Origin of the sequence: Mycobacterium sp., assembly GCF_050700595.1 — a bacterium.
Taxonomy (GTDB): Bacteria; Actinomycetota; Actinomycetes; order Mycobacteriales; family Mycobacteriaceae; genus Mycobacterium.
On the sequence record NZ_JBOHHI010000158.1, the window covers coordinates 1 to 24,547 of the forward strand.

Annotated in this window: 26 protein-coding genes; 7 read left to right on the forward strand and 19 right to left on the reverse strand. The window is 66.7% G+C overall.

Translation table 11 applies throughout. The features are described from left to right. The 8 genes from ACRDTL_RS14425 to dop all read right to left on the reverse strand — a co-directional run. On the reverse strand, positions 1–549 hold a 549-nt coding region (locus ACRDTL_RS14425), incomplete at its 3' end, for a helix-turn-helix transcriptional regulator (protein WP_431507385.1). 84 nt (positions 550–633) lie between these two features. After that, positions 634–1,992, reverse strand: a complete 1,359-nt coding sequence (gene pafA / locus ACRDTL_RS14430) for a Pup--protein ligase (RefSeq protein WP_431507386.1) — start codon at positions 1,990–1,992, stop codon at positions 634–636. Between the two features lie 67 nt (positions 1,993–2,059). After that, a complete protein-coding gene (locus ACRDTL_RS14435) occupies positions 2,060–2,494 on the reverse strand; it encodes a type II toxin-antitoxin system VapC family toxin (RefSeq protein WP_431507387.1) in 435 nt (144 codons plus the stop codon). Between the two features lie 49 nt (positions 2,495–2,543). After that, on the reverse strand, positions 2,544–2,798 hold the full coding sequence (locus ACRDTL_RS14440) for an antitoxin (RefSeq protein WP_431507388.1): 255 nt from the start codon (positions 2,796–2,798) through the stop codon (positions 2,544–2,546). Between the two features lie 42 nt (positions 2,799–2,840). Next, complete coding sequence (gene prcA, locus ACRDTL_RS14445; RefSeq protein WP_431507389.1) at positions 2,841–3,560, reverse strand: proteasome subunit alpha; 720 nt, start codon at positions 3,558–3,560, stop codon at positions 2,841–2,843. After that, a complete protein-coding gene (gene prcB, locus ACRDTL_RS14450) occupies positions 3,557–4,453 on the reverse strand; it encodes a proteasome subunit beta (protein WP_431507390.1) in 897 nt (298 codons plus the stop codon). The genes prcA and prcB overlap by 4 nt, the downstream gene beginning before the upstream one ends. After that, positions 4,450–4,644 (reverse strand): ubiquitin-like protein Pup, encoded by a 195-nt coding sequence (locus ACRDTL_RS14455; protein ID WP_431507391.1) that lies wholly within the window; start codon positions 4,642–4,644, stop codon positions 4,450–4,452. The genes prcB and ACRDTL_RS14455 overlap by 4 nt, the downstream gene beginning before the upstream one ends. A gap of 92 nt (positions 4,645–4,736) precedes the next feature. Continuing rightward, complete coding sequence (gene dop / locus ACRDTL_RS14460; protein ID WP_431507392.1) at positions 4,737–6,233, reverse strand: pup deamidase/depupylase; 1,497 nt, start codon at positions 6,231–6,233, stop codon at positions 4,737–4,739. A gap of 65 nt (positions 6,234–6,298) precedes the next feature. Here dop and ACRDTL_RS14465 point away from each other — a divergent pair, with 65 nt between their 5' ends. After that, complete coding sequence (locus ACRDTL_RS14465) at positions 6,299–6,934, forward strand: hypothetical protein (RefSeq protein ID WP_431507408.1); 636 nt, start codon at positions 6,299–6,301, stop codon at positions 6,932–6,934. Between the two features lie 89 nt (positions 6,935–7,023). On the opposite strand, the gene arc is transcribed toward ACRDTL_RS14465, so the two are convergent. Next, positions 7,024–8,850 (reverse strand): proteasome ATPase, encoded by a 1,827-nt coding sequence (gene arc, locus ACRDTL_RS14470; protein ID WP_431507393.1) that lies wholly within the window; start codon positions 8,848–8,850, stop codon positions 7,024–7,026. Between the two features lie 144 nt (positions 8,851–8,994). On the opposite strand from arc, the gene ACRDTL_RS14475 reads away from it, so the two are divergent. The 3 genes from ACRDTL_RS14475 to ACRDTL_RS14485 are packed head-to-tail and all read left to right on the forward strand — an operon-like array spanning position 8,995 to position 10,358. Then, the gene (locus ACRDTL_RS14475; protein WP_431507394.1) at positions 8,995–9,498 is read left to right on the forward strand and encodes a hypothetical protein; all 504 of its coding nucleotides are present in this window, start codon (positions 8,995–8,997) and stop codon (positions 9,496–9,498) included. A gap of 10 nt (positions 9,499–9,508) precedes the next feature. Continuing rightward, complete coding sequence (locus ACRDTL_RS14480; protein ID WP_431507395.1) at positions 9,509–10,057, forward strand: hypothetical protein; 549 nt, start codon at positions 9,509–9,511, stop codon at positions 10,055–10,057. Between the two features lie 7 nt (positions 10,058–10,064). After that, the gene (locus tag ACRDTL_RS14485) at positions 10,065–10,358 is read left to right on the forward strand and encodes a DUF503 domain-containing protein (protein WP_431507396.1); all 294 of its coding nucleotides are present in this window, start codon (positions 10,065–10,067) and stop codon (positions 10,356–10,358) included. On the opposite strand, the gene trmI is transcribed toward ACRDTL_RS14485, so the two are convergent. Continuing rightward, on the reverse strand, positions 10,355–11,200 hold the full coding sequence (gene trmI, locus ACRDTL_RS14490; RefSeq protein WP_431507397.1) for a tRNA (adenine(58)-N(1))-methyltransferase TrmI: 846 nt from the start codon (positions 11,198–11,200) through the stop codon (positions 10,355–10,357). The two genes, ACRDTL_RS14485 and trmI, sit on opposite strands and share 4 nt — an antisense overlap. A 74-nt stretch (positions 11,201–11,274) precedes the next feature. On the opposite strand from trmI, the gene ACRDTL_RS14495 reads away from it, so the two are divergent. Together ACRDTL_RS14495 and ACRDTL_RS14500 are read left to right on the forward strand one after the other, a co-directional pair. Further along, positions 11,275–12,102, forward strand: a complete 828-nt coding sequence (locus ACRDTL_RS14495) for a RecB family exonuclease (RefSeq protein WP_431507398.1) — start codon at positions 11,275–11,277, stop codon at positions 12,100–12,102. After that, positions 12,099–12,893, forward strand: a complete 795-nt coding sequence (locus tag ACRDTL_RS14500) for a thioesterase family protein (protein WP_431507409.1) — start codon at positions 12,099–12,101, stop codon at positions 12,891–12,893. Before ACRDTL_RS14495 ends, ACRDTL_RS14500 begins: the two co-directional genes overlap by 4 nt. 12 nt (positions 12,894–12,905) lie before the next feature. On the opposite strand, the gene ACRDTL_RS14505 is transcribed toward ACRDTL_RS14500, so the two are convergent. The 8 genes from ACRDTL_RS14505 to metH all read right to left on the reverse strand — a co-directional run bounded on the left by ACRDTL_RS14505 (position 12,906) and on the right by metH (position 22,652). Then, positions 12,906–13,388 carry a DUF4126 family protein gene (locus ACRDTL_RS14505; protein WP_431507399.1) on the reverse strand — a complete coding sequence of 161 codons (483 nt, stop codon included), beginning with the start codon at positions 13,386–13,388 and terminating at the stop codon, positions 12,906–12,908. Positions 13,389–13,410: 22 nt separating this feature from the next. Beyond that, positions 13,411–14,274, reverse strand: coding sequence for an ATP phosphoribosyltransferase (hisG, locus tag ACRDTL_RS14510; RefSeq protein WP_431507410.1), 864 nt, complete (start codon positions 14,272–14,274; stop codon positions 13,411–13,413). Further along, on the reverse strand, positions 14,274–14,555 hold the full coding sequence (locus ACRDTL_RS14515; protein WP_431507400.1) for a phosphoribosyl-ATP diphosphatase: 282 nt from the start codon (positions 14,553–14,555) through the stop codon (positions 14,274–14,276). Before ACRDTL_RS14515 ends, hisG begins: the two co-directional genes overlap by 1 nt. A 130-nt stretch (positions 14,556–14,685) precedes the next feature. Then, the gene (locus ACRDTL_RS14520; protein WP_431507401.1) at positions 14,686–16,068 is read right to left on the reverse strand and encodes a sugar porter family MFS transporter; all 1,383 of its coding nucleotides are present in this window, start codon (positions 16,066–16,068) and stop codon (positions 14,686–14,688) included. Positions 16,069–16,077: 9 nt separating this feature from the next. Then, positions 16,078–16,497, reverse strand: a complete 420-nt coding sequence (locus ACRDTL_RS14525; protein ID WP_431507402.1) for a VOC family protein — start codon at positions 16,495–16,497, stop codon at positions 16,078–16,080. Beyond that, positions 16,497–18,131 carry a flavin-containing monooxygenase gene (locus ACRDTL_RS14530; RefSeq protein ID WP_431507403.1) on the reverse strand — a complete coding sequence of 545 codons (1,635 nt, stop codon included), beginning with the start codon at positions 18,129–18,131 and terminating at the stop codon, positions 16,497–16,499. Before ACRDTL_RS14530 ends, ACRDTL_RS14525 begins: the two co-directional genes overlap by 1 nt. Continuing rightward, the gene (locus ACRDTL_RS14535) at positions 18,124–19,077 is read right to left on the reverse strand and encodes an alpha/beta hydrolase (RefSeq protein WP_431507404.1); all 954 of its coding nucleotides are present in this window, start codon (positions 19,075–19,077) and stop codon (positions 18,124–18,126) included. Before ACRDTL_RS14535 ends, ACRDTL_RS14530 begins: the two co-directional genes overlap by 8 nt. Next, positions 19,074–22,652: a methionine synthase gene (gene metH / locus ACRDTL_RS14540; RefSeq protein ID WP_431507405.1), complete on the reverse strand. Its 3,579-nt coding sequence runs from the start codon at positions 22,650–22,652 to the stop codon at positions 19,074–19,076. Before metH ends, ACRDTL_RS14535 begins: the two co-directional genes overlap by 4 nt. 79 nt (positions 22,653–22,731) lie before the next feature. Between metH and ACRDTL_RS14545 the strand changes: the two genes are divergently transcribed. After that, positions 22,732–23,610 carry a PAC2 family protein gene (locus ACRDTL_RS14545; RefSeq protein WP_431507406.1) on the forward strand — a complete coding sequence of 293 codons (879 nt, stop codon included), beginning with the start codon at positions 22,732–22,734 and terminating at the stop codon, positions 23,608–23,610. A gap of 8 nt (positions 23,611–23,618) precedes the next feature. Here the strand turns inward: ACRDTL_RS14545 and mshC are convergent. Further along, on the reverse strand, positions 23,619–24,547 hold a 929-nt coding region (mshC, locus tag ACRDTL_RS14550), incomplete at its 5' end, for a cysteine--1-D-myo-inosityl 2-amino-2-deoxy-alpha-D-glucopyranoside ligase (RefSeq protein WP_431507407.1).

The window sequence follows — 24,547 nt, forward strand, 5'->3', positions numbered from 1 at the left end:
CACCACTCCCCACGGTTCGAGGGTGCGCGCCCTGGGCTCGTCGCCGGGTTGCTTGCGGTGGCGGAACGTCACGACCTGCCCCGCCTGGACCGCCGAGATCAGCGGAACCAGAGCCGGCTCGCTGGCACGCACCCGTGGTTGCACCAGCGTCGAGGGCTCGGTGTCCACCTCCACCCCAGCGGCACGCAGTTTGAGCACAGCGCCGTGCGCGGCCCCAGCCAGCTGGGGGGAATCCCACAACCGAGCGGCCAGCGCGACCGCGGCGGCTTCCTCGGGGTCGAGGTCGATCTCGGGCAGCTCGTAGTCCCGGCGCGCGATGCGGTATCCCTCACCAGCCTCGAACCCCGGCTTCGGACCGGTCTCCAGCGGAACGCCCAGCTCCCGCAGCTCAGCCTTGTCCCGCTCGAACATCCGGAAGAACGCCTCGTCGGAAGGGGCGTCGGCGTAACCGGGCACGATTCGCCGGACCCGTTCAGCGGGCAGACATTGCTGACTCGACAGCAGGCACAGCACCAGATTGACCAGCCGCTCAGCGCGGGCAGACGACACGGCGTGCAGCCTAGCTGTGGACAACCCGTGAGCGGCAGCGCCAGTCACCGGCGAGCCGGCGGTCTCATCGCCACTCACGGCGTCTCATAGCGAAGCGATGAGACGCTCCACCCGCTCGTCCACCGCGCGGAACGGATCTTTGCACAGCACGGTGCGCTGGGCCTGGTCGTTGAGCTTGAGGTGCACCCAGTCGACGGTGAAGTCGCGGCCCGCCGCCTGCGCGGCGCTGATGAATTCACCACGTAGCCGGGCCCGGGTGGTTTGCGGCGGGGTGTCGACGGCGTCCTCGATCTCCTCGTCGGTGGTGATCCGGGTGGCCAGACCCTTGCGCTGCAGCAGGTCGAAGACACCGCGACCACGCTTGATGTCGTGATAGGCCAGGTCCAGCTGGGCGATCTTCGGGTCGGAGAGCTCGATGCTGTAGCGATCCTGGTAGCGCTGGAACAGCTTGCGCTTGATCACCCAGTCGATTTCGGTGTCGACCTTGGCGAAATCCTGGCTGTCCACGGCATCGAGCTGGCGCCCCCACAGGTCGACGACCTGCTCGACCTGCGCATTGGGCTCGCGTGTCTGCAGATGCTCAACGGCGCGCGCGTAGTACTCCCGCTGGATATCCAGCGCGCTGGCCTGACGCCCACCGGCCAACCGCACCGGACGGCGACCGGTGATGTCGTGGCTGACCTCGCGGATGGCCCGGATGGGGTTGTCCAGCGAGAAGTCCCGAAACGCCACACCGGCCTCGATCATCTCCAGCACCAGCGCCCCGGTGCCTACCTTGAGCATGGTGGTGGTTTCGCACATGTTGGAGTCACCGACGATGACGTGCAGGCGCCGGTATTTCTCGGCGTCGGCGTGCGGCTCGTCGCGGGTGTTGATGATCGGGCGCGACCGGGTTGTGGCGCTGGAGACGCCCTCCCAGATGTGTTCGGCGCGCTGGCTCAGGCAGAAGGTGGCGGCCTTGGGAGTCTGCAGCACCTTGCCCGCCCCGCAGATCAGCTGGCGGGTCACCAGGAAGGGCAGCAGCACATCGGAGATCCGGGAGAACTCCCCGGCCCGCACGATCAGGTAATTCTCGTGACAGCCATAGGAGTTGCCCGCCGAGTCGGTGTTGTTCTTGAAGAGGTAGATGTCGCCGCCGATGCCCTCGTCGGCCAGCCGCTGCTCGGCGTCGACCAGCAGATCTTCCAGGACCCGCTCGCCTGCGCGGTCGTGGGTGACCAACTGGACCAGGCTGTCGCATTCGGCGGTGGCGTACTCCGGGTGGCTCCCGACATCCAGGTAGAGCCGCGCGCCGTTGCGCAGAAACACATTGGAGCTGCGGCCCCACGACACCACCCGGCGGAACAGGTAGCGGGCGACCTCGTCGGGGCTGAGCCGACGATGACCGTGAAACGTGCAGGTGACACCGAACTCGGTCTCGATGCCCATGATTCGCCGCTGCACGATTCGAGCGTACTGGTTGTCTGACCGAGGCGGTGGCAAGCCGCGCCTGTGGATGAGTCTGGCGGCGTCACAACAGTGCTGAAGGACGATCCCATCGCACGCCGTCGAACCGGCCGAAATCGCTGTCGTAGGACACGATGGCGGCGCGGTGCTCGACAGCCAACGCGGCGAGGTGGGCGTCGTTGACGAGGTTTGCGCCGGTGCCCACCTGCGCCAGCATTCCGCTCAGGGTCGCAGCGTGCCGGGCGGTCGGACTCACCGGGATCGCGGTCGGGGCCCCGAGCCAGTCGGCGACCCGACTGACGGCATCGTCGACCCGCAGTGGAGCGGGAAACAAGCCTTCCTTGGTCGAGAGTCTGATGAACGCCAGCAGTGGCACCCAGGCGAACCCGACACTGTCGGCACCCGAAAGGGCGCCATCGAGCCACTGCAGGGACGAGTCATGGTGTTCACTCGCCGTGTTCACGGCGTAGAGCAGGACGTTGGCGTCGACGATTCTCACGAGCCGCGCCAGCGACGATGCAGAGCGAAGCGATGAGGAGGAGCGGCGCTCATGAACCCCGCCGCTGGCGGCGCACGAGTTCGTCGTCCTCCAGCTCACCGGCAAGCTGCAATGCGCGATCCAGGTTGACCGCCGGGACGCCCATGTCAGCCGTGCGGGTACTGAACCGGGCCGCCACCGGGCGTCCGGCGGCGCCGTCCCGGATAGCGTCGTTGAGCGCCTTCTTGAATGACACCTGGCGCTCGGCCATCCGGCGCCGTACCAACTGCTCCACGTCGTCGTCCAGCGTCACCGTCGTCCGCATAGTTGACAGCATAGCATCAACAATATTGATGACATGCTGTCATCAATCATCGGCCGCCTTCTGTTCGGGCAGCAACGCTTCCAGCGCCGCGCCGGTCACCCGCCGGAACGCACGGCGCGGCCGGCTGGCGTCCAGGATGGCCACTTCTAATGTGGACACCCCAAGGTTGGGCTGACCGTTTCCGTCGCTACCCGCCTTGAGCGCATCGAGCGCGATGCGCACCGCGTCGGCCAGGTCGGCGTTCTCGGCGTAGGACTCCTTGAGCGCGGTGGTGATCGGCTCCGTCGTGCCACCCATCACCACGAAATGCGGCTCGTCGGCGATCGACCCGTCGTAGGTGATCCGATACAGCTCAGGCGGTTTGGTGTCGCCGTAGTGGGCGACCTCGGCCACACACAACTCGACCTCATACGGCTTGGCCTGCTCGGTGAAGATGGTGCCCAGTGTCTGGGCGTAGACGTTCGCCAATTGCCGGCCGCTGACGTCGCGGCGGTCGTACGCGTAGCCGCGGGTGTCGGCGAATTGAATACCGCCGCGCCGCAGATTGTCGAACTCGTTGAACTTGCCCGCGGCCGCGAAGCCAACCCGGTCGTAGAGTTCGCTGATCTTCTGCAGCGACCGCGACGGGTTCTCCGCGACGAACAGCACACCGCCGGCGTAGGCCAGCGCGATCACGCTCTTGCCCCGCGCGATGCCCTTGCGCGCAATCTCGGCACGCTCACGCATCGCCTGTTCCGGCGAGATGAAGTACGGGAAACTCACGAGTCACCCCGCTGCGCGTCCGGGCCGAAAGTGTCAGCGCGGGAGCGGCTTTCGATGACCTCCCGAGCCAGTCCGGCAATGCGCTGCTCGGGCACCTCGACCGCGCCGTCCGCGCCGATGGTGACCGCGGTCGGGTAAATGCCGCGGACCAGGTCGGGCCCGCCGGTGGCCGAATCGTCGTCGGCAGCGTCGTAGAGCGCCTCGACAGCCACCCGCAACGCGGAATCGCCGTCGGTCACTTGCGAATACAGCTTCTTCATCGACGACTTGGCGAAGATCGATCCGGAACCGACCGACTGATAGCCCTCTTCCTCGAGGTTCCAACCACCAGCTGCGTCGAACGACACGATACGGCCCGCTTTCTCCGGGTCGGAGTCGAAGATGTCATAGCCCACCAGCAGCGGCAGCGCCACCAGACCCTGCAGCGCCGCGCTGAGATTCCCGCGCACCATGATCGCCAGCCGATTGACTTTGCCGGCGAACGTCAGCGGCACACCTTCCAGCTTTTCGTAGTGCTCGAGTTCGACCGCGTACAACCGGGCGAATTCGACGGCGATGGCGGCGGTGCCGGCGATCCCGGTCGCGGTGTACTCGTCGGTAATGTAGACCTTCTGCACGTCGCGGCCGGCGATCATGTTGCCCTGCGTGGATCGCCGGTCGCCGGCTATCACGACCCCGCCGGGGTATTTCAGCGCCACGATCGTGGTGCCGTGCCGCAGTTGCCCGCCGGCCTCGGCGCCACCGCCGACACCGCCGCCACCGGTGCTTACCGGCAACAGCTCCGGCGCCTGGCGCCGCAGGTAGTCAGCGAACGAAGACAGGTCTACAGGGTTAGCGGGGACTCCGGGGATTGCTGAGTTGGTGGCCAGGCGATCGCGAAACGGCCAGGTCACTGGCCGCCCTTTTGGACGTACGCGCGAACGAAGTCTTCGGCGTTCTCCTCAAGAACGTCATCGATCTCGTCGAGCAGATCGTCGGTTTCCTCGGTCAGCTTCTCGCGACGCTCCTGACCGGCGGCCGTGCCGGCGGTCGGGTCGTCGTCATCGCCGCCACCACCGCCACGCTTGGTCTGCTCTTGAGCCATCGCTGCCTCCTGCTCATCATCGGCGGCGCATACACGCGCGCCGGTCCCTCCACCCTACCGGTCGATACCGCTCTTACCGGAGCTAACGACCCTCACGTCGTGAGTTGTTCCACCAGTTCGACCGCACTGTGCACCGAGTCCAGCAGCGCACCGACGTGGGCTTTGCTGCCACGCAGCGGCTCCAGCGTCGGGATGCGCACCAACGAGTCACCGCCCAAGTCGAATATCACCGAGTCCCAACTGGCCGCGGCGATATCGGCCCCGAACCGGCGCAGGCACTCGCCGCGGAAGTACGCGCGGGTGTCGGTCGGTGGATTGTCCACCGCGCCCAGCACCTGTTGTTCGGTGATCAGCCGTTTCATCGAGCCGCGGGCGACCAGTCGGTTGTAGAGGCCCTTGTCCAGCCGCACATCGGAATACTGCAGGTCGACCAGGTGCAGTCGCGGCGCAGACCAGCTCAGGTTCTCCCGCTGGCGGAACCCCTCCAACAACCGCAGCTTGGCCGGCCAGTCCAGCAAATCGGCACAGTCCATCGGGTCACGCTCGAGTTTGTCGAGCATATGCGCCCAGGTCTCCACGATGTCGGCGGCGCGTGGATCGGGGTCGCGGCTATCGACCAGCTTGGCCACCCGGTCCAGGTAAACGCGTTGCAGCGCAAGGGCGGTCATTTCGCGGCCGTCGGCCAGTGCGACGGTGGTGCGCAGCGACGGGTCCCGGCTGATGGTGTGCACGGCGTGCACCGGCCGTGCCAGCGCCAGGTCGGCCAGCTCGATACCCTCTTCGATCAGGTCGAGCACCAGCGCGGTGGTGCCGAGCTTCAGGTAGGTCGACGTCTCGGCCAGGTTGGCGTCACCGATGATGACGTGCAGCCGCCGGTATCGGTCGGCATCGGCGTGTGGCTCGTCGCGGGTGTTGATGATGCCGCGTTTGAGCGTGGTCTCCAGCCCTACCTCGACCTCGATGTAGTCGGCACGCTGGGAAAGCTGAAAGCCCGGCTCGTCACCGGCGGGCCCGACGCCGACCCGCCCCGAGCCGGTGACCACCTGGCGCGACACCAGAAACGGAGTCAGCCCGGTGATGACGGCCGAGAACGGCGTCTGCCGGCTCATCAGGTAGTTCTCGTGCGAGCCGTAGGAGGCGCCCTTGCCGTCGACGTTGTTCTTGTACAACTGCAGCTTGGCCGCTCCGGGCACGCTGGCCACGTGCCGGGCGGCGGCCTCCATCACCCGCTCACCGGCCTTGTCCCAGATCACCGCGTCGAGCGGGTCGGTGCACTCCGGCGCGGAGTATTCCGGGTGCGCATGGTCGACGTAGAGTCTTGCCCCGTTGGTCAGGATCATGTTGGCCGCGCCCACCTCGTCGGCGTCGACCACCGGCGGCGGGCCGGCCGAGCGGCTCAGGTCGAATCCCCGCGCGTCGCGCAACGGCGATTCCACCTCGTAATCCCACCGAGTGCGCTTGGCGCGCTGGATACCGGCGGCGGCGGCATACGCCAGCACCGCCTGCGTCGAAGTCAGGATCGGGTTCGCGGTCGGGTCCGACGGCGAGGAGATACCGTATTCGACCTCGGTCCCGATGATCCGTTGCATGCCTAAAGACTAGGCCGGGCAATCGTCGCCAATTGACCGGCATGACGTCAGTGACTAATTTCGCCATGGTGTCCGGGGAGAAAGTGCGCGAACGTTCGACCGGCGTGTTCGGCAAGCGTTACGGCGAAGTGCTTCTGGTGCAGCTCGGCGGGTCCGGCCCTCAGGCCACCGTCTACAACAGCTTCGGCCTGGGCGACTGCCCCGCACAGCTGTGGTCTGCGCTGGACGCCCAAGTGATCGCCACCGAGAACGATGCGGCCGTGGCCCTGCTCAACGGCCCGCGCTACTGGCTGATGAGCAGCATCGAAAAGGCACCGCAGGGCGCAGCGGAGACCAAGACCTTCGGCGGTATCGAGATGTTAAAGCAGGCCACGGTTCTGATGTCGTCGGTAAGCCCCGCGCCATACACCATCAACCGGGTGGGCCGCCACACCGTCTTCGTCTTCGACGCCGGCCGGGAGATCTATGAGCTCACCGACCCCGACGGGCGGCGCTGGGTCATGCAAACCTGGAGCCAGACCGTGGATCCCGGCCTGTCGCTGGCAGATCTACCCGGGCTGGCCGAGCGCCTGCGCCTGCCGGCGGGGTGGACCTACCGGCCGCGCGTGCCGACCAGCACGCTGCGGGTGGACACCACCATCCGCGATGCCCAGGTGCTGCAAGATGATCTCGCGAACAGCTATTCGCTGCACGGGGAGTGAGCGCTCGGTCTCTGGCGCGAACGTGCGCAAACCACGGCTCGGGATCGGCCTGTCGACCGGGGACACGCACGCTCGCGGAGAAATGGGGGCTACAGGTACTGGCCCAGGTTCGACTCGGTGTCGATCGCCCGAGATGCGCTTGAGCTCTTGCCGGTGACCAGGGTGCGGATGTAGACGATCCGCTCGCCCTTCTTGCCCGAGATCCGTGCCCAGTCATCGGGATTGGTGGTGTTGGGCAGGTCCTCGTTCTCGGCGAATTCGTCGACGATCGAATCGAGCAGGTGCTGGATACGAAGTCCCGGCTGGCCGGTTTCCAGCACCGACTTGATGGCGTTCTTCTTCGCCCGGTCGACGACGTTTTGGATCATCGCCCCGGAGTTGAAGTCCTTGAAGTACATGACTTCCTTGTCCCCGTTGGCGTAGGTGACCTCCAGGAACCGATTGTCGTCGATTTCGGCGTACATCCGGTCGACGACCTTCTCGATCATCGCCTTGATGCAGGCCGAACGGTCGCCGCCGAATTCGGCGAGATCGTCGGCGTGGATCGGCAGCGCCTCGGTGAGGTACTTGGAGTAGATGTCCTGCGCCGACTCGGCGTCCGGGCGCTCGATCTTGATCTTGACGTCGAGGCGGCCGGGCCGCAGGATCGCCGGGTCGATCATGTCTTCGCGGTTGGAGGCGCCGATCACGATGACGTTCTCCAGGCCCTCCACCCCGTCGATCTCACTGAGCAGCTGCGGGACCACCGTCGTCTCCACGTCGGAGGAGACGCCGGTACCGCGGGTGCGGAAGATCGAGTCCATCTCGTCGAAGAACACGATCACCGGCGTGCCTTCGGACGCCTTTTCGCGGGCCCGCTGGAAGATCAACCGGATGTGGCGCTCGGTCTCGCCGACGAACTTGTTCAGCAGCTCGGGGCCCTTGATGTTGAGGAAGTACGACTTGGCCTCGCGGGAGTCGTCGCCGCGCACGTCGGCCATCTTCTTGGCCAACGAGTTGGCGACGGCCTTGGCGATCAACGTTTTACCGCAACCGGGCGGGCCGTAGAGCAGCACGCCCTTGGGTGGCCGCAGCGCGTACTCCTTGTAGAGCTCCTTGTGCAGGAAAGGCAGCTCCACCGCGTCGCGGATCTGCTCGATCTGCCGGCCCAGCCCGCCGATGTCGTCGTAGCTGACGTCGGGTACCTCTTCCAGCACCAAGTCCTCGACCTCGGCTTTGGGGATGCGTTCGAACGCGTACCCGGCCTTGGTGTCGACCAGCAGCGAGTCACCCGGGCGCAGCTTGCGCGGCCGGGTGTCGTCGTTGAGGGCTTCGGGGAAGCCGTCGGGCAGGTCCGCGGCGACCAGCGGCTCGGCCAGCCAAACGATGCGTTCCTCGTCGGCGTGCCCGATGACCAGGGCCCGGTGACCGTCGCCCAAAATCTCACGCAGCGTCGAGATCTCCCCGACCGATTCGAACATGCCCGCCTCGACTACGGTCAGCGCCTCGTTGAGCCGGACGGTTTGCCCCTTCTTGAGGGACTCGACGTCGATATTCGGCGAGCAGGTGAGACGCATCTTGCGGCCCGAGGTGAACACGTCAACGGTGTCGTCGTCGTGGGCCGCCAGCAGCACCCCGTAACCGCTCGGCGGCTGTCCGAGGCGGTCAACCTCTTCACGCAGCGCCAACAACTGCTGCCGGGCTTCCTTCAGCGTTTCCATTAATTTGGAATTCCGCGCGGCAAGCGAGTCAATGCGGGCCTCGAGCTGATGCACATCGCGGGCGGTCCGCGCAGCGCTCTGCGGTCCCACCACGTTATCCAGCTGATCGCGCAGTATCGCCGCCTCGCGCCGTAACTCTTCCAATTCGGCGGCATCGTCACCGGACAAACCGGTGTCGCGGCGCGATTCGAACGCTTCACGTTCTGACTCACCCATGTTGCGCCCCTTTCCCACGCCGGAAATAGCGCGACGGATACCTCAACGCTACCGGCGATTTCGGATTCATGCGTGAACTCGAAATACGGCGCGCTGGGACCAGGGTTAACATTCACGTTCAGTCGTTCTAATGAGAGGACAGCTGTGAGCGTGAAATCCCTAGCCACGGGCGTGGCAGCCGTCGCCGCGGTCGGTGCGGCCGCTGCCGGTGTGACGTCTCTTGCATCGGTTTCCACTGCGCCGGTTGCGGTACAGCCTGCCGTCTTCGGCGCGCCGTTGCCGCTGGATCCCGCCCCCGCGGACGTGCCGACTCCCGGTGAGCTGATCAGCGTCCTCAACGGCCTTGCCGACCCCAGCGTTCCGTTCGCGAGTAAGAGCTACCTGATTCAGGGCGGCGTCGGCGGGGTCGAAGGCCGCATCGCGGACCACCAGCTGCAAAAAGCCGCCCAGAAAGGGCAGCTGCCGCTGTCGTTCAACGTGGCGAATATCGCACCGGCCGGTCCGGGCGTGGCTTCGGCCGACGTCACCGCCTCGGGTCCGAGCCTCGCGCCGACCACGCGGAACGTCACGTTCGTGAACCAGGGCGGTTGGAAGATGTCACGCGCCTCGGCAATGTCGGTGCTGCAGGCCGTGCAGTCGGGCGGCTGACCGGCACTGGATGTACCGACACCTCGTCGCACACCTCTTGGCAGTGCTGAGCGCCGCCGCCGTTGTGGCGGTGTTCGGGCTGTCGGGATGTTCGAAGGTCGAGTCCGGTTCGCCTTCGCCGACTGCTCCCGCACTGGTGTCCGCGCCGGCGACCTCTCGGGCGGCGCCGACCGCGCCGGTGCCGGCAGCCGACGCCCTCACCGACGTGCTGTACCGGCTCGCCGACCCCGCGGTCCCCGGCACTCAAAAGCTGATCCTCATCGAAGGTGCGACCCCCGACAGCGCCCCGGCTCTGGACAGGTTCGCCAACGCGCTGCTCGACGGCGGCTACGCGCCCATGACGTTCACTGCCCGGGATATCGCGTGGTCGGACCAACACCCGGCCGACGTGGTAGCCACCGTCGATGTCACCACACCCAACCCCGGGACGAGCGGATTCACGTTTCCGATGGAGTTCAAGCCCCACCCAGGAGGCTGGCAGCTGTCGCAGCAGACCGCCGGCATGCTGCTGGCGTTCAGCTCCTCCCCGCAGACACCCGTCCCGGCACCGACCCCCTAGCCCCAGGATGTGGATCGGTTGGCTTGAGTTCGATCTGCTGCTCGGCGACGTGCGCTCGCTGAAGCAAAAGCGTTCGGTGGTGCGCCCGGTGGTCGCCGAGTTGCAGCGCAAGTTCAACGTGTCGGCCGCCGAAAGCGGGTTCCACGAGCTGTACCGACGGGCCGGCATCGGGGTGGCCGTGGTGTCCGCCGACCGCGGCCACGTGGTTGAGGTGTTGGACGCGACCGAACGGCTGGTGGCCGCACATCCGGAATTCGAGCTGCTGTCGGTGCGCCGCGGGCTGCACCGCAGTGATGACTAAGCGGACTGAGGGGGCTGGCGTTTGCGGCGCAGCGGAGTGGGCGCGACGGTGCCGGGAGCCAGCCGACGCGCCGACACCAGGAACGCGGTGTGCCCCCGCATGGTGTGCTGCGGGCGCACGGCCAGCCCGACGACGTTCCAGCCGCGCTGCAACGTCTCCCAGGCGCGCGGTTCGCTCCAGCACTGCTGGTCGCGCAGCGCCTCGACGGTCTTGGACAGCTGGGTGACGGTGGCCAGGTAGGTGATCAGCACACCGCCGGGCACCGTCACCCGCGCGACCGCGTCGAGCACGTCCCACGGCGCCAGCATGTCGAGCACCACTCGGTCGACCGAGCCGTCGGGCAGGTCGCAATCCGCGAGGTCGCACAGAATCAGCTGCCAGTTTTCCGGTGGGTGGCCGAAGAATCCCGCCACGTTGCGCCGGGCATGTTCGGCATGGTCGGCGCGCACCTCGTAGGACATCAGCCGTCCGCCCGGACCGACCGCACGCAGCAGCGAGCAGGTCAGTGCGCCCGAACCGGCACCGGCCTCCAGCACACGAGCGCCCGGAAAGATGTCGCCCTCGTGCACGATCTGGGCGGCGTCTTTCGGGTAGACCACCTGAGCCCCGCGGGGCATCGACATCACGTAATCGACCAGCAGTGGGCGCAGCACCAAAAACTGGTCGCCGTTGCTGGATTTGACCACGCTGCCTTCCGGCAGGCCGATCACGGCGTCGTGCGCGACTGCTCCACGGTGGGTGTGGAACTCGCTGCCCGCCTTGAGCAGCATCGTGTAATGGCGGCCCTTGGCGTCGGTGAGCTGGACGCGGTCACCGACGGTGAACGGGCCGGTTGCGGACACAGTCGATCAGCCTGCCAGCAGACGCGCCGGGACGGCTGCGCGGGGTTGTCCGACCGCGCTCCTAGGCTGCTGGTATGAGCAGCCAACCGGGAGCGCGGCCGGCGTTGTCACCGTCACGGGCGGCTGACTTCAAACAGTGCCCGCTGCTGTACCGGTTACGAGCCATCGACCGATTACCCGAACCGCCGTCGACTGCGCAGCTGCGCGGCTCCGTGGTGCACGCCGCGCTGGAGCAACTCTACGGCCTGCCCGCGGCGCAGCGTGTCCCCGCCACGGCCCGGGCACTGGTCGGGCCGGCCTGGGAGCAGCTGATCGCCGGGGAACCCGCGCTGGCCGCCGGGTTCGACCCGGAGCAGTGCACCCAGTTGCTCGACGAGGCCCGGGCGTTGCTGTCGGGCTACTACCGGCTGGAAGATCCGACCCGGTTCGATCCGCAAGGCTGCGAGCAGCGTATCGAGGTGGAGCTGGCCGACGGGACGCTGCTGCGCGGGTTCATCGACCGCATCGACGTCGCGCCCACCGGAGAGCTGCGGGTGGTGGACTACAAGACCGGCAAGGCGCCGCCGGAGGCGCGGGCACTCGCCGAGTTCAAAGCGCTCTTTCAGGTGAAGTTCTACGCGGTCGCGCTGCTGCGCTCGCGCCAGGTGCTGCCCACCCGGCTGCGGCTCATCTACCTGGCCGACGGCCAACTGCTGGACTACTCCCCCGACCGCGACGAGCTGCTGCGCTTCGAGAAGACGTTGATGGCGATCTGGCGGGCCATCCAATCGGCGGGCGCCACCGGTGACTTCCGCCCCAGCCCGTCGCGGCTGTGCGACTGGTGTCCGCACCAGACGCACTGTCCGGCCTTCGGGGGCACACCGCCGCCCTATCCGGGGTGGCCGGACCGTCCCGCGGCGTGATCGGCTGTCATTACCGTCGCCTCCCCGCCGACGGCGACTTTCTGCGGTTCGAATCCACCGACTTCACCCGCAGCAACTGGTCGCCCGAGCTTCAGCACGGCTCCCCGCCGCTTGCCCTGCTGACCAAGGCCATCGAGGAGTTGCTGGCCGATTCTCCGCTTCGAATCGGTCGCCTCAGCCTCGATATCCTGGGCGCCATCCCGGTGGCACAGGTCTCGGTGCGCGCCTGGGTTGAGCGGGCGGGCAAGCGAATCTCCTTGCTGGCCGCGGAAATGCGTGCGCTCGGCGGTGAAGGCAGCGAGCGTCCGGTAGCGCGGGTGACGACCTGGGCGCTGGCCACCAGCGACACCAGCGACGTGGCCACCGATCGGTATCCGCCGCTGATAGAGGGCCCGGCCCGGCCGCTACCACCCTGGTTCGCCGGTGTCGGGAGGTACTTCAACTCGGTGCACTGGCGACCGCAGCCGGATGACCCGGACGGGGCGGCGGTTGCCTGGCTCAGGCCGCTGGTACATCTGGTCGATGCCGACGAAACCACGCCGTTGCAGAACCTGGCCATGGTCGTCGACTCCGCCAACGGTGTCGGCGCCGCGCTGGATTTCGATCGATTCGCCTTCATGAACACCGATACCGTCGTGCATCTGCACCGACCGCCGCACGGGGCGGACTTCGCTCTGCGGGCTCGCGGCTCCATCGGACCCGACGGTATCGGGGTCACCAACGCCGAGATCTTCGACCGCAGCGGTTTCGTCGGGACCTCAGCGCAGACGCTGCTTGTGCAGCGCAAATGACGAAATAGGTTGTCACACAATAGCTGCCATTGCGGCGATGGCGAATCCGCCAAGCACCGCGATCGCGTCTTCGAGCAGGGCGATCGGCAGATCGTGGCCGTCGCGTGTGGCGGCCAGCCGGATGCGGGCCTCATAACCGCCCACCGTGCCGAGTACGGCGCCGATCGCACCGGCGCCAAGTCCAGTCCACGTGTAGCCCCACGCGGTGCCGATGACAGCACCTGCGAACGCGCCCAAGACGATCCGGGCGGCGAACGACATCGCGGCGGTTCGGCCAGGTGTCGCGGGAAGTTTATCGGCGATCAGTTCGAGGACCGCCAGCACGGTGAGCACGGTCACCGTCACCGGATGATCCAGCCACGATGCCCAGGTCCCGTCGAGGTTGATCCATCGCAACAGCGCAGCCCAGGCCACCACTGCAGGGGCTGTCAGGGAGCGCAATCCGGCCACGACGCCGATCAGCAGCGCAAGCAGTAGGACAAGGAAATGCGTCATGTCAGCTCTCCTGGGGATCGGATCAGAATCGGCAGAATCTGATGTCGGAGGCCAGGATCGCCTTTGCTCCGATAGCCGCGAGCTTGTCCATCGTCGCGTTGACATCCCGGCGCGGCACCAGCGCGCGAACGGCCACCCAATCCGGGTCGGCCAGCGGGGCGATCGTCGGTGACTCCAAACCCGGTGTGATCGCCGTGGCGGTGTCGAGAACCGAACGCGGACAGTCGTAGTCGAGCATCATATACTGCTGGCCGAACACCACGCCCTGCACCCTGGCCACCAGTTGGTCGCGGGCGCCGCTGGGCCGGTCCGCGTCCCTGCCGACCGAGTCGGCCCCCTCGATGAGTACGGCCTCCGAGTCGCACAACGACTCTCCGAAGGCGACTAGCTCATGCAGGCTCAGGGTCCGGCCCGACCCCACGACGTCGGCGATCACGTCGGCCACTCCCAGCTGCACCGAAATCTCCACCGCACCATCGAGCCGAATGACCGTGGCTTCAATTCCTTTGGCGGCCAGATCTCCTCGCACCAAGTTTGGGTAGGCGGTGGCGATTCGTCGCCCGGCCAAATCGGCGGTGGTCCAGTCACGGCCGGCGGGAGCGGCATAACGGAAGCTCGACGACCCGAAGCCCAGCGCCAGCCGCTCGATCACCGGCGCTTCGGATTCGCGGGCCAGATCGCGCCCGGTGATCCCGAAGTCGAGCTCCCCCGAGCCGACATAGATGGCAATGTCTTTGGGCCGCAGAAAGAAGAACTCGACGTTGTTGACCGGATCGAGGACGGTCAGGTCCTTCGGATCGGCACGACGGCGGTACCCGGCCTCGGCGAGGATCTCGGTGGCCGGCTCGCTCAACGCGCCCTTGTTGGGAACCGCGACGCGCAGCATCACAGCTTCCGGTATACGTCGTCGAGCGTCAGCCCGCGGGAGATCATCAGCACCTGCGTCCAATACAGCAATTGGCTGATCTCCCCGGCGAGCGCGTCGTCGGGCTCATGTTCGGCGGCCAACCAGACCTCCCCGGCCTCCTCCAGGAGCTTCTTACCCAGCGCATGTACGCCCGCGTCCAGCGCGGTCACGGTGGCACTGCCCGACGGGCGGGTTCGGGCGCGTTCGCCGAGTTCGGCGAACAGATCCTCGAAGGTCTTCACGGGCTGCGATTGTTTCATGAGCAGGCCGGCAAAGTCACGGCGGTTTTCCTCGGCCCGCCTGCCCACTTCACCGCGGGCGTGCGCAAAACACGGTCTGCCATCCGCGTGTCGACCGGGAACACGCACGCTCGCGCAAGAAAAGGGCGGGCTAGCGCACCACCTCGGCAGGCATGTCTTCCAGCGACAGACCGTTGGTCTCGCGGACCCATCTCCACACGAACACAAACGACAGCGCCGCGCACAGCGTGTAGAAACCGTAGGCCGCACCCAGCGTGTGCCGCAGTGCGGGGAAGGTCACCGTGATCGTCCAGTTGGCCAGCCATTGGACAGCCGCCGCCAGCCCCAGCGCAGCCGACCGGATGCGGTTGGGGAACATCTCCCCCAGCACCACCCACAGGATCGGCCCCCACGAGATGCCGAACGCGACGACGAAGACGTTGGCGGCGATCAATGCAATCGGCGCCGACGCCCCGGCAAGGTAGGGCTTGCCGTCGACGAGGCTGGCGGTGCCGAAAACGACGGCCAGCGTCGCCAGCGTCACCGTCATCCCCGCCGACCCGGCCAACAACAGCGGGCGGCGACCGGTTCGGTCGATCAGCACGATTGCCACCACGGTGATGAGCACGTTGACCGCCGTGGTGATCAGCGAGATCGTGAACGACGACTGCTCGCCGAACCCGACGTGCTCCCAAAGCGCGTCGGAGTAGTAGAAGATCACCGTGATGCCGACGAACTGCTGAAAGATGGCCAGGCCCAGACCGACCCAGACGATGCCGTACAGACCGCCGCCCGGCTTGCACAGATCACGCCACGACGGCGGGCTGTCGCGTTTCAGCGTGTCGGCGATGCGGCTGACGGTGATCTCCACGCTGGCGCCCAGCGTTGCGAGCACCCGGCGGGCTTCCGGAATCCGTTGCGCTGCAACGAGGTAGCGCGGTGATTCGGGGATGGTAAAGACCAACACGCCGTAGACCAGCGCGGGCACCACCTCGCCGAAGAATGTCCAGCGCCAGGCGGCCAGGCCCAGCCACAGTTCGCCGCGCGAACTGCTCGCGATATGAAACGGCAGCCAGTTCACGGCCAGGGATCCGAAGATGCCGCACACGATGCCCAGCTGCTGCAGCGAGCCGAGCCGGCCGCGGATGCGTGGTGGGGAGATTTCGGCGATATACGCCGGGCCGGCGACCGACGCGACACCGATCCCGATTCCGCCGATGCAGTGGAAGACGACGAACGTCCAGATGTTGCCCGCCAGACCGGCGCCCAGCCCACAGGTCAAAAACAGCACCGCCGCGAGCTTCATCATCGCCAGCCGGCCCATCCGGTCGGCAATACGTCCGGTGACCAACGCTCCGACGGCAGCGCCCATCAGCGCCGCGGCCGCCGCGAAGCCCAACACGGCGTTGCCGATATGGAAATGGCCCTGCAGCGCTTTGACCGCGCCGTTGGTCACCGAAATGTCGTAGCCGAACAACAGACCGCCGAGTGCGGCCACCGATGCGGAGCGGATGGCGACACGGTTCGACGGCATGGGGTGGGTCTAACCGCCGTTACCGTCGTCGTGCCCGAGGCGAGCCTCGGCAAGCAGGGGTTCGAACAGCTCGACCGGGTTACCCGAGGGATCGTCGAGAAGAATCTGCTTTCCGCCGATGCCGGCGACGATGTCATTGCGGAAGTGAACGTCCGCGGCACGCAGCCGCGCGACCATGGCCTCCAGGTCGGTCACCTCGATCGAGAAGCGGTTCCAGCCGCCCGGCTTGGGTAACGTGCCGTCGGGATTGGCCTGGCCGCCGCCGGGGCCACCGCCCGGGCGGCTGAGCACCAGGCGCAGGTCTCCGCGGGACAGCATCGCAAAGGTCGGCGCCGGGTGCATGTCCTGGTGGAAGCCGAGGTGCGTGCAGTAGAAGGCGATGGCGGCGTCGACGTCGTCAACGATGTAGCGAACGCTGACAGTTGCCATCAGTGCGAGCCCTCCACGACTTGCAGACGATACGCAAACTCGAATCCGTCGTAGCCGTTGCCGCAGACCCTGTCGAGTTCCTCCCGGTAGCGTCCGAGCCCACCGAGGTAGAACATGACGGCGTGGGGTTTGCCCGGGATATTGGCGCCGAATATCCAGGATTGGGCTTTGGGGAACAAGGTCGCGTTCGCGATCTGCGAGCAGGTCGCCGACCACGAGTCCTCGGCAGCCGCCGTCGCCTCGACCGTGATGGCGCCTGACCGCTCAGCCGCGTCGACCAGGTCGCAGATCCAGTCCGCCTGCGCCTCGATGCACGGCGGCAGGTTGGCGAACGGACCGTTGGGTCCCAGGATCATGAACATGTTCGGAAAGCCCGCCGTCGACACGCCGAGGTAACTGGTGGGGCCGCATCTCCAGTGGTCCTGCACGGGCTTGCCGCCCCGCCCGCGGAGGTCCATCCGGGTGTAATTGCCGTCGACGGCGTCGAAGCCGGTCGCGAAGATCAGCACGTCGAGGTCGTGTTCGGCACCGTCTCCGGTGCGGATGCCCGTTGCGGTGACTTCGGTGATCGGGTTTGCCTTGATGTCGATCAGCGACACGTTGTCGCGATTGAATGTCTGGTAGTAGCCGGAGTCACAGACCGGACGTTTGGCGTACAAGTCCGTGGGGGTCAGCTTGCGCGCCGTTTCCGGATCGGTGACGATCTCGGCGATCTTCGCGCGAATGAAGGCGGCCGCGGCCTCGTTGGCCTCCGGGTCGGTGGCGATGTCGCAGAATGTGCCGAACATGAACCGGAACCCCAGGCCGATGTCCCACGCCTTTTGGAACACCCGCCGGCGCTCGTCCGCGGAGACGCTCATCGCGGGCACGGTGCTTTCGGTGAACCCGAAGGCGACCGCGGATTCGCGGAGGTCCGTCCAGATCTTGTCGTAGTTCTCCTTGATTTCGTCGAGGACCTCACCGGGAAGGGGGCCGTTGCCGCTGGGCACGCTGTACTGGGGCGACCGCTGAAAGACGGTCAGATGCCCGACCTGGGGGCCGAGTGCGGTGATGAGTTGGATGCCGGTGGAGCCGGTGCCGATCACGCCGACCCGCTTTCCTGCGAAATCGTGCTCTTCGGGCCATGCGCCGGTGTGGTACAGCTCGCCCTGGAAAGCAGCTATCCCTGGGAGGTTGGGAATATTGGTGGCCGAAAGCACACCCAGGGCGGTGACGAGGTAGCGCGTCGTGAGCGTCTCGCCGGTGTCGGTGACGATCTGCCACACGTCGCACGACTCGTCGAAGCGCGCCGAGACGACACCGGTGTTCAGCGCAATGTCGCGGGCAAGGTCGTAGCGGTCGACAACGTGCTCGAGGTAGGCCAGAATCTGCGGCTGCTCCAGATATCTCGTCCTGAACTCCCACTGCTGCAACAAGTCCTTGTCGAAGGAGTACTGGTACACGAATGCCTCGGTGTCGGACAACGCCCCGGGGTAGCGGTTCCAATACCAAGTTCCGCCAACCCCGCCGGCCTTGTCGAACGCCCGCACGGACAGGCCGAGTCCGTTTCGCAGCTTGTGCAACATGTAAATGCCACCGAAACCGGCACCGATGACGACGGCGTCGTAGTCGGTGCCGGCGCGAGTGTCAGTCATCGCGCTCCCGTCCTGCGTACCAGCGGGCGATCCTTTCGATCTCCTGGTCGGCCTGCCTGGCGCGGCCGGCCAGGAATAGGAATACGTGCTGCATACCGTCTACCACCGACAAGGTCGCGTCAACACCGGCCCCGAGCGCCCGATCAGCCAGTCGGGTGGCGTTATCGACGAGCACTTCGACCGAGCCCGCGTTGATGTACAACCGGGGAAACCCGGTGAAGTTCGCGTATAGCGGATTCACCAGCGGGTCGGTCGGATCGACCGTCTCACCCAACGCTCCGGCGATCATGCCTTCGAGCAACTCCCGTGTGATGAGCCGATCAGTGGCGGCGTTCGTGTCGAGGGTTTCGCCGTTGTTTTCCATATCAAGCCAGGGCGACAACGCGACGACCCGTCCGGGCAGCGGTCTGCCCCGTTCACGTAGCGCGAGCGCGATCGCGATGGCCAGGTTTCCGCCGGCCGAGTCGCCGATGGTGGTGATGTCGGCGGCTGCGATCCCGTCCGCCACCAGCGCTGTGAAGACGGCGACGCCGTCCTGCAGCTGCGCCGGGTGAATGTGCTCCGGCGCCCGGCGATAGTCGAGGACAAACGCTGCCACCCCAAGCGCCTTGGCCAGGTGCGCGGCCAGCTTGCGGTGGCTGGCGGCCGACCCCACGGCGAATCCGCCGCCGTGGGTGTAGAGCAGGACCTGCGATCGGTCGGCTCCCGCCGGCAGCGCCCAGATTCCGGGTACGTCTCCGACGGTGTCCTGCTTGTAGCTGACGTCTTCGGGCTCCCGTGTCGGCTGATGCCACTCCTCGAAAAGGCTGCGCAGCAAGCGGATGTCCAAACCGGGTGGCGTGGCCATGATTTCGGACCAGTCGGCGTACAGGGCGGCAAGGGCTTCGGCGCCGGAGCCGACGTGCGACGCGGGAACGTCCGAACTGACCATCTCAGAGCCCGTCACACGTTGAAGTACTTGGCTTCCGGATGGTGCAGGATGAACGCGTCGGTGGACTGTTCGGGGTGCAGCTGCATTTCCTCCGACAGCGTCACCCCGACGCGCTCGGGCTCCAACAACTCCACCGTCTTGACCCGGTTCTCGAGGTCGGGGCAGGCGCCGTAACCGAACGAGAACCGGGCGCCGCGATAACCCAGCTTGAAGTAGTCCTCGACGGCCTGCGGGTCGTCGGCCGACATCGCCTTATCACCGGAGAACCGAAGCTCGTCGCGGACCCGCCGGTGCCAGTACTCGGCCAACGCCTCGGTGAGTTGCACACCGATGCCGTGCACCTCGAGGTAGTCGCGATAAGAGTTCGACGCGAACAGCTCGTTGGCGAAGTCCGCGATCGGATCCCCCATCGTCACCAACTGGAACGGCAACACGTCAACCTCGCCGCGCTCGGTGGCCAACGCCCCCGAGCGGACGAAATCGGCGATGCACAAGAACCGGCCGCGTTGCTGGCGCGGGAAACTGAACCGGAACCGCTCTTGCGCGTCGGGTTCCGGTCGGTCGAGCACGATGACGTCGTCGCCCTGCGAAACCGCCGGGAAGTACCCGTACACCACCGCGGCGTGCGCCAAGACGCCGTCGGTGGAGAGCCGGTCCAGCCAGTACCGCAGCCGCGGCCGTCCCTCGGTCTCCACCAACTCCTCATACGACGGGCCCTCGCCGCCCCGCACACCGCGCAACCCCCACTGACCCAGGAACAGCGCACGCTCGTCGAGCAGCGCACTGTAGTCGGCCACCGCCAGGCCCTTGATGATCCGAGAACCCCAGAACGGTGGCGCCGGCACCTCGACGTCGGCGGCGACATCGGAGCGTTCCGGTACGGCGATCGGTTCCTCGGTGGCTTTGCGTTGTGCGGCAATGTGTTTCGAACGCTGATGACGGGCTTTGCGCTCAGCCTGCTTTTCGCGGGTTGCGATAGCCTCCGCGCTTTCGGTATCGGCCGTCTCTCCCCGCTTGACGCTCATAATGGTGTCCATCAACTTCAGGCCCTCGAAAGCGTCTCGCGCGTAATGCACTTCGCCCTCGTAGAGCTCGGCGAGATCGTCTTCGACGTAGCTGCGGGTCAGCGCCGCACCGCCGAGCAGGACCGGGAACTTGTCGGAAACCCCACGGGTATTCATCTCCTGGAGGTTCTCCTTCATCACCACCGTGGATTTCACCAGCAGCCCGGACATCCCGACCACATCGGCACTCTTGTCCTGCGCGACGTCCAGGATGCTGGTGATCGGCTGCTTGATGCCCAGGTTCACCACCTCGTAGCCGTTGTTGGACAGGATGATGTCGACCAGGTTCTTGCCGATGTCGTGCACGTCGCCCTTGACGGTGGCCAAGACGATGCGCCCCTTACCGGAGTCGTCGTCAGACTTCTCCATGTGCGGTTCCAGGTGGGCGACAGCGGCTTTCATCACCTCGGCTGACTGCAGCACGAACGGCAGCTGCATCTGCCCGGAGCCGAACAGCTCACCGACGGTCTTCATGCCGGCCAGCAGGTCTTCGTTGATGATCTCCAGCGGTGGCTTTTCGGTCATCGCCTCGTCGAGGTCGTCCTGGAGCCCATTGCGTTCGCCGTCGACGATGCGCCGCGCCAGCCGCTCGAACAACGGCAGCTTGGCCAGTTCTGCGGCCCGGGTCTCCTTCGACGACGCCGCCGACACGCCCTCGAACATCGCCATGAGTTCCTGCAGAGGGTCATAGCCCTCGCGGCGGCGGTCATAGACCAGATCCAGCGCGGCCTCGCGCTGATCGTCCGGAATACGGTTCATCGGCAGGATTTTCGACGCGTGCACGATCGCCGAATCCAGCCCCGCCTCCTGGCATTCGTGTAGGAACACCGAGTTGAGCACTTGGCGGGCAGCGGGATTGAGGCCGAACGAGATGTTGGACAAGCCGAGCGTGGTCTGCACGTTCGGGTGGCGCTTCTTCAGCTCGCGGATCGCCTCGATGGTCTCGACGCCGTCTTTGCGCGACTCCTCCTGTCCGGTGGCGATGGTGAAGGTCAAGGTGTCGATAAGGATCGACGACTCCTCCACTCCCCAATTCGCGGTGATGTCGTCGATGAGCCGCTCGGCGATCGCGACCTTCGTCTCGGCGGTGCGAGCCTGGCCCTCCTCGTCGATGGTCAACGCCACCACTGCCGCACCGTGCTCGGCGACCAGCTCCATCGTCTTGTGGAACCGCGACTCGGGGCCGTCGCCGTCCTCATAGTTGACCGAGTTGATCGTGCAGCGGCCACCCAGGTGCTCCAAACCGGCTCGCAACAACGGGGTTTCGGTGGAGTCCAGCATGATCGGCAACGTCGACGCGGTCGCGAGCCGGCTGGCGAGCGCGGTCATGTCAGCGACGCCGTCGCGACCCACGTAGTCCACGCACAGATCCAGCAGATGCGCACCGTCGCGGGTCTGGTCCTTGGCGATGTCCAGGCACTTCTGGTAGTCCTCGGCGATCATCGCGTCACGAAACGCCTTGGAGCCGTTGGCATTTGTCCGCTCACCGATCACCAGCACCGACGCGTCCTGCGCGAACGGGATGGCGGAGTACAACGAGGACACCGATGGCTCATGGGCTACGTCGCGCTCACCTTGCCGGGCGACGCGCACGGCTTCGGCGACCCGGCGGATGTGTTCCGGAGTGGTGCCGCAGCACCCGCCGACCAGCGACAATCCGAACTCGGTGACGAATCCGGACAGTGCGGTGGCCAATTCGTCAGGCTGCAGCGGGTATTCGGCGCCGTTGGCACCCAGCACCGGCAGCCCGGCATTGGGCATCACCGATACCGGGATAGCGGCGTGCCGGGACAGGTGCCGTAGGTGCTCGCTCATCTCGGCGGGCCCGGTTGCGCAGTTCAGCCCGATCATGTCGACGCCGAGCGGCTCGATGGCGGTCAGCGCCGCGCCGATCTCGCTGCCCAGCAGCATGGTGCCGGTGGTCTCGACGGTGACATGAGCGAACACCGGGATGTGCCGCCCGCACTGTGCCATCGCCCGTCGTGATCCCAGCACCGCCGCCTTGAGTTGCAGCAGGTCCTGGCAGGTTTCCACCAGAATGGCGTCGGCACCGGCGTCGAGCATCCCGAGTGCAGCTTCCGTATAGGCGTCGCGGATCACTGCGTACTCGGTGTGTCCCAGGGTCGGCAGTTTGGTGCCCGGCCCCATCGACCCCAGGACATAGCGTCTGCGCTCCGGTGTGGCCAGCTCGTCGGCGACCCGCCGCGCGATCCCGGTGCCCTTTTCGGATAGCTCCCGGATCCGCTCGGCGATGTCGTAGTCGCCCAGGTTGGACAGGTTGCAGCCGAAGGTGTTGGTCTCCACGGCATCGGCGCCGGCCTCGAAGTAGGCGCGGTGGATCATCTCCAACACGTCCGGACGGGTCTCGTTGAGGATCTCGTTGCAGCCCTCCAGCCCGCGGAAGTCGTCGAGCGTCAGATCCGCGGCTTGCAACTGGGTACCCATGGCGCCGTCGCCCACCAGGACACGCTGCGCCAAGGCATCGAGCAGATCCGTGTCATAGGTGTGATTGTTAGCGGAAGTCATCCCCGCAAGGATAGCCGGTCTATCGAAATGTCTCGTTGCTCCGGCCGCGGGCGACCTTATTGAGCCGTACGCTAATGCTGTGACCTCGCCGGATCTCAATGCCGCGCTACCTGAACTGCACAACACCATCGCCGTGGCCGCCTTCGAGGGCTGGAACGACGCCGGCGATGCGGCCAGCGGCGCCCTGGAACACCTGGATGCCATCTGGGAGGCCGACCCGATCATCGAGATCGATGACGAGGCCTACTACGACTACCAGGTGAACCGTCCGGTGATCCGTCAGGTCGACGGCGTCACCCGGGAACTCGTGTGGCCGTCGATGCGGATCTCGCACTGCCGGCCACCGGGCAGCGACCGTGACATCGTGCTGATGCACGGGGTGGAGCCGAACATGCGCTGGCGCACTTTTTGCGCCGAACTGCTGGCCATCGCCGACAAACTCAACGTCGACACCGTCGTGATCCTGGGGGCGCTATTGGCCGACGCGCCGCACACCCGGCCGGTGCCGGTCTCCGGCGCGGCCTATTCGCCGGAGTCGGCGCAGCGCTTCGGCCTGACCGAGACGCGTTACGAGGGCCCGACCGGCATTGCCGGGGTGTTTCAGGACGCCTGCGTGGCCGCCGGGATCCCGGCCGTGACGTTCTGGGCGGCGGTGCCGCACTATGTGTCGCAGCCGCCCAACCCGAAGGCGACCGTGGCGCTGCTGCGCCACCTCGAGGATGTGCTCGACATCGAGGTGCCGCTCGGAGACCTGCCGGCGCAGGCCGAGGAGTGGGAGCAGGCGGTCACCGAGATGACCAGCGAGGACGACGAGATAGCCGAGTACGTGGCCTCGTTGGAGCAGCGCGGCGACGCCGAGGTCGACATGCACGAGGTGCTGGGCAAGGTCGACGGGGACGCGCTGGCCGCCGAATTCGAACGCTATCTACGCCGCCGCCGGCCCGGTTTCGGGCGGTAGCGGGGCCGTTACAGGCCCACTCCGAGCAACGTGTCCACCGCGGTGGCCACCGCCCGCGGCGCCTCGGCGTCACGGCCCCCGTACTCGAGCGCGTCGATGGCCCAACCATCAAGTGCGGCAAGTGCTTTGGGAGTATCAAGGTCGTCGGCAAGATAGCGGCGGACCCGGGCGATGGCGTCGGCCGCGTCGGGGCCGGCGGACAGCGCAATCGCCCGGCGCCAGTGGTGCAACCGCGCGGTCGCGTCGTCGAGCGTCCGGGCGTCCCAGTAACGGTCGGCTCGATAGTGCCCGGCCAACAGCCCCAACCGGATCGCCGACGGTTCGATGCCCTGATCACGCAGCGTCGACACCAGCACCAGGTTGCCGCGGCTCTTGGACATCTTGTGGCCGTCCCAGCCGATCATGCCCGCATGCACGTAGTGGCGGGCGAATCGCCGTTCCCCGCTGACGGATTCGGCGTGGGCGGCGGTGAACTCGTGATGCGGGAAGATCAGGTCGCTCCCCCCGCCCTGGATGTCCAGGTCGGTGCCGATGCGGCTCAGCGCAATTGCGGCGCATTCGACGTGCCATCCCGGCCGGCCGGCGCCGAACGGCGACGGCCAACTCGGCTCCCCGGGCCGCGCGGAGCGCCACAGCAGCGCATCGAGCATGTCGGATTTGCCGGGCCGGTCCGGGTCGCCGCCCCGCTCACCGAATAACGCCAACATGGTGTCGCGGTCGTACCCCGATTCGTAGCCGAACTGCGCGCTGGCCTCGGCACGGAAGTAGACGTCGGGATGCTGCGCGTCGTCGACGACGTAGGCGGCCCCCGACGCCAGCATCTTTTCGACAAGTTCGACCACCTCGGCGACGGCCTCGGTCGCAGCGACGTACTCGCGCGGCGGCAGCACCCGCAGTGCGGTCATGTCGTTGCGGAACAGCGCGACCTCGCGGGCCG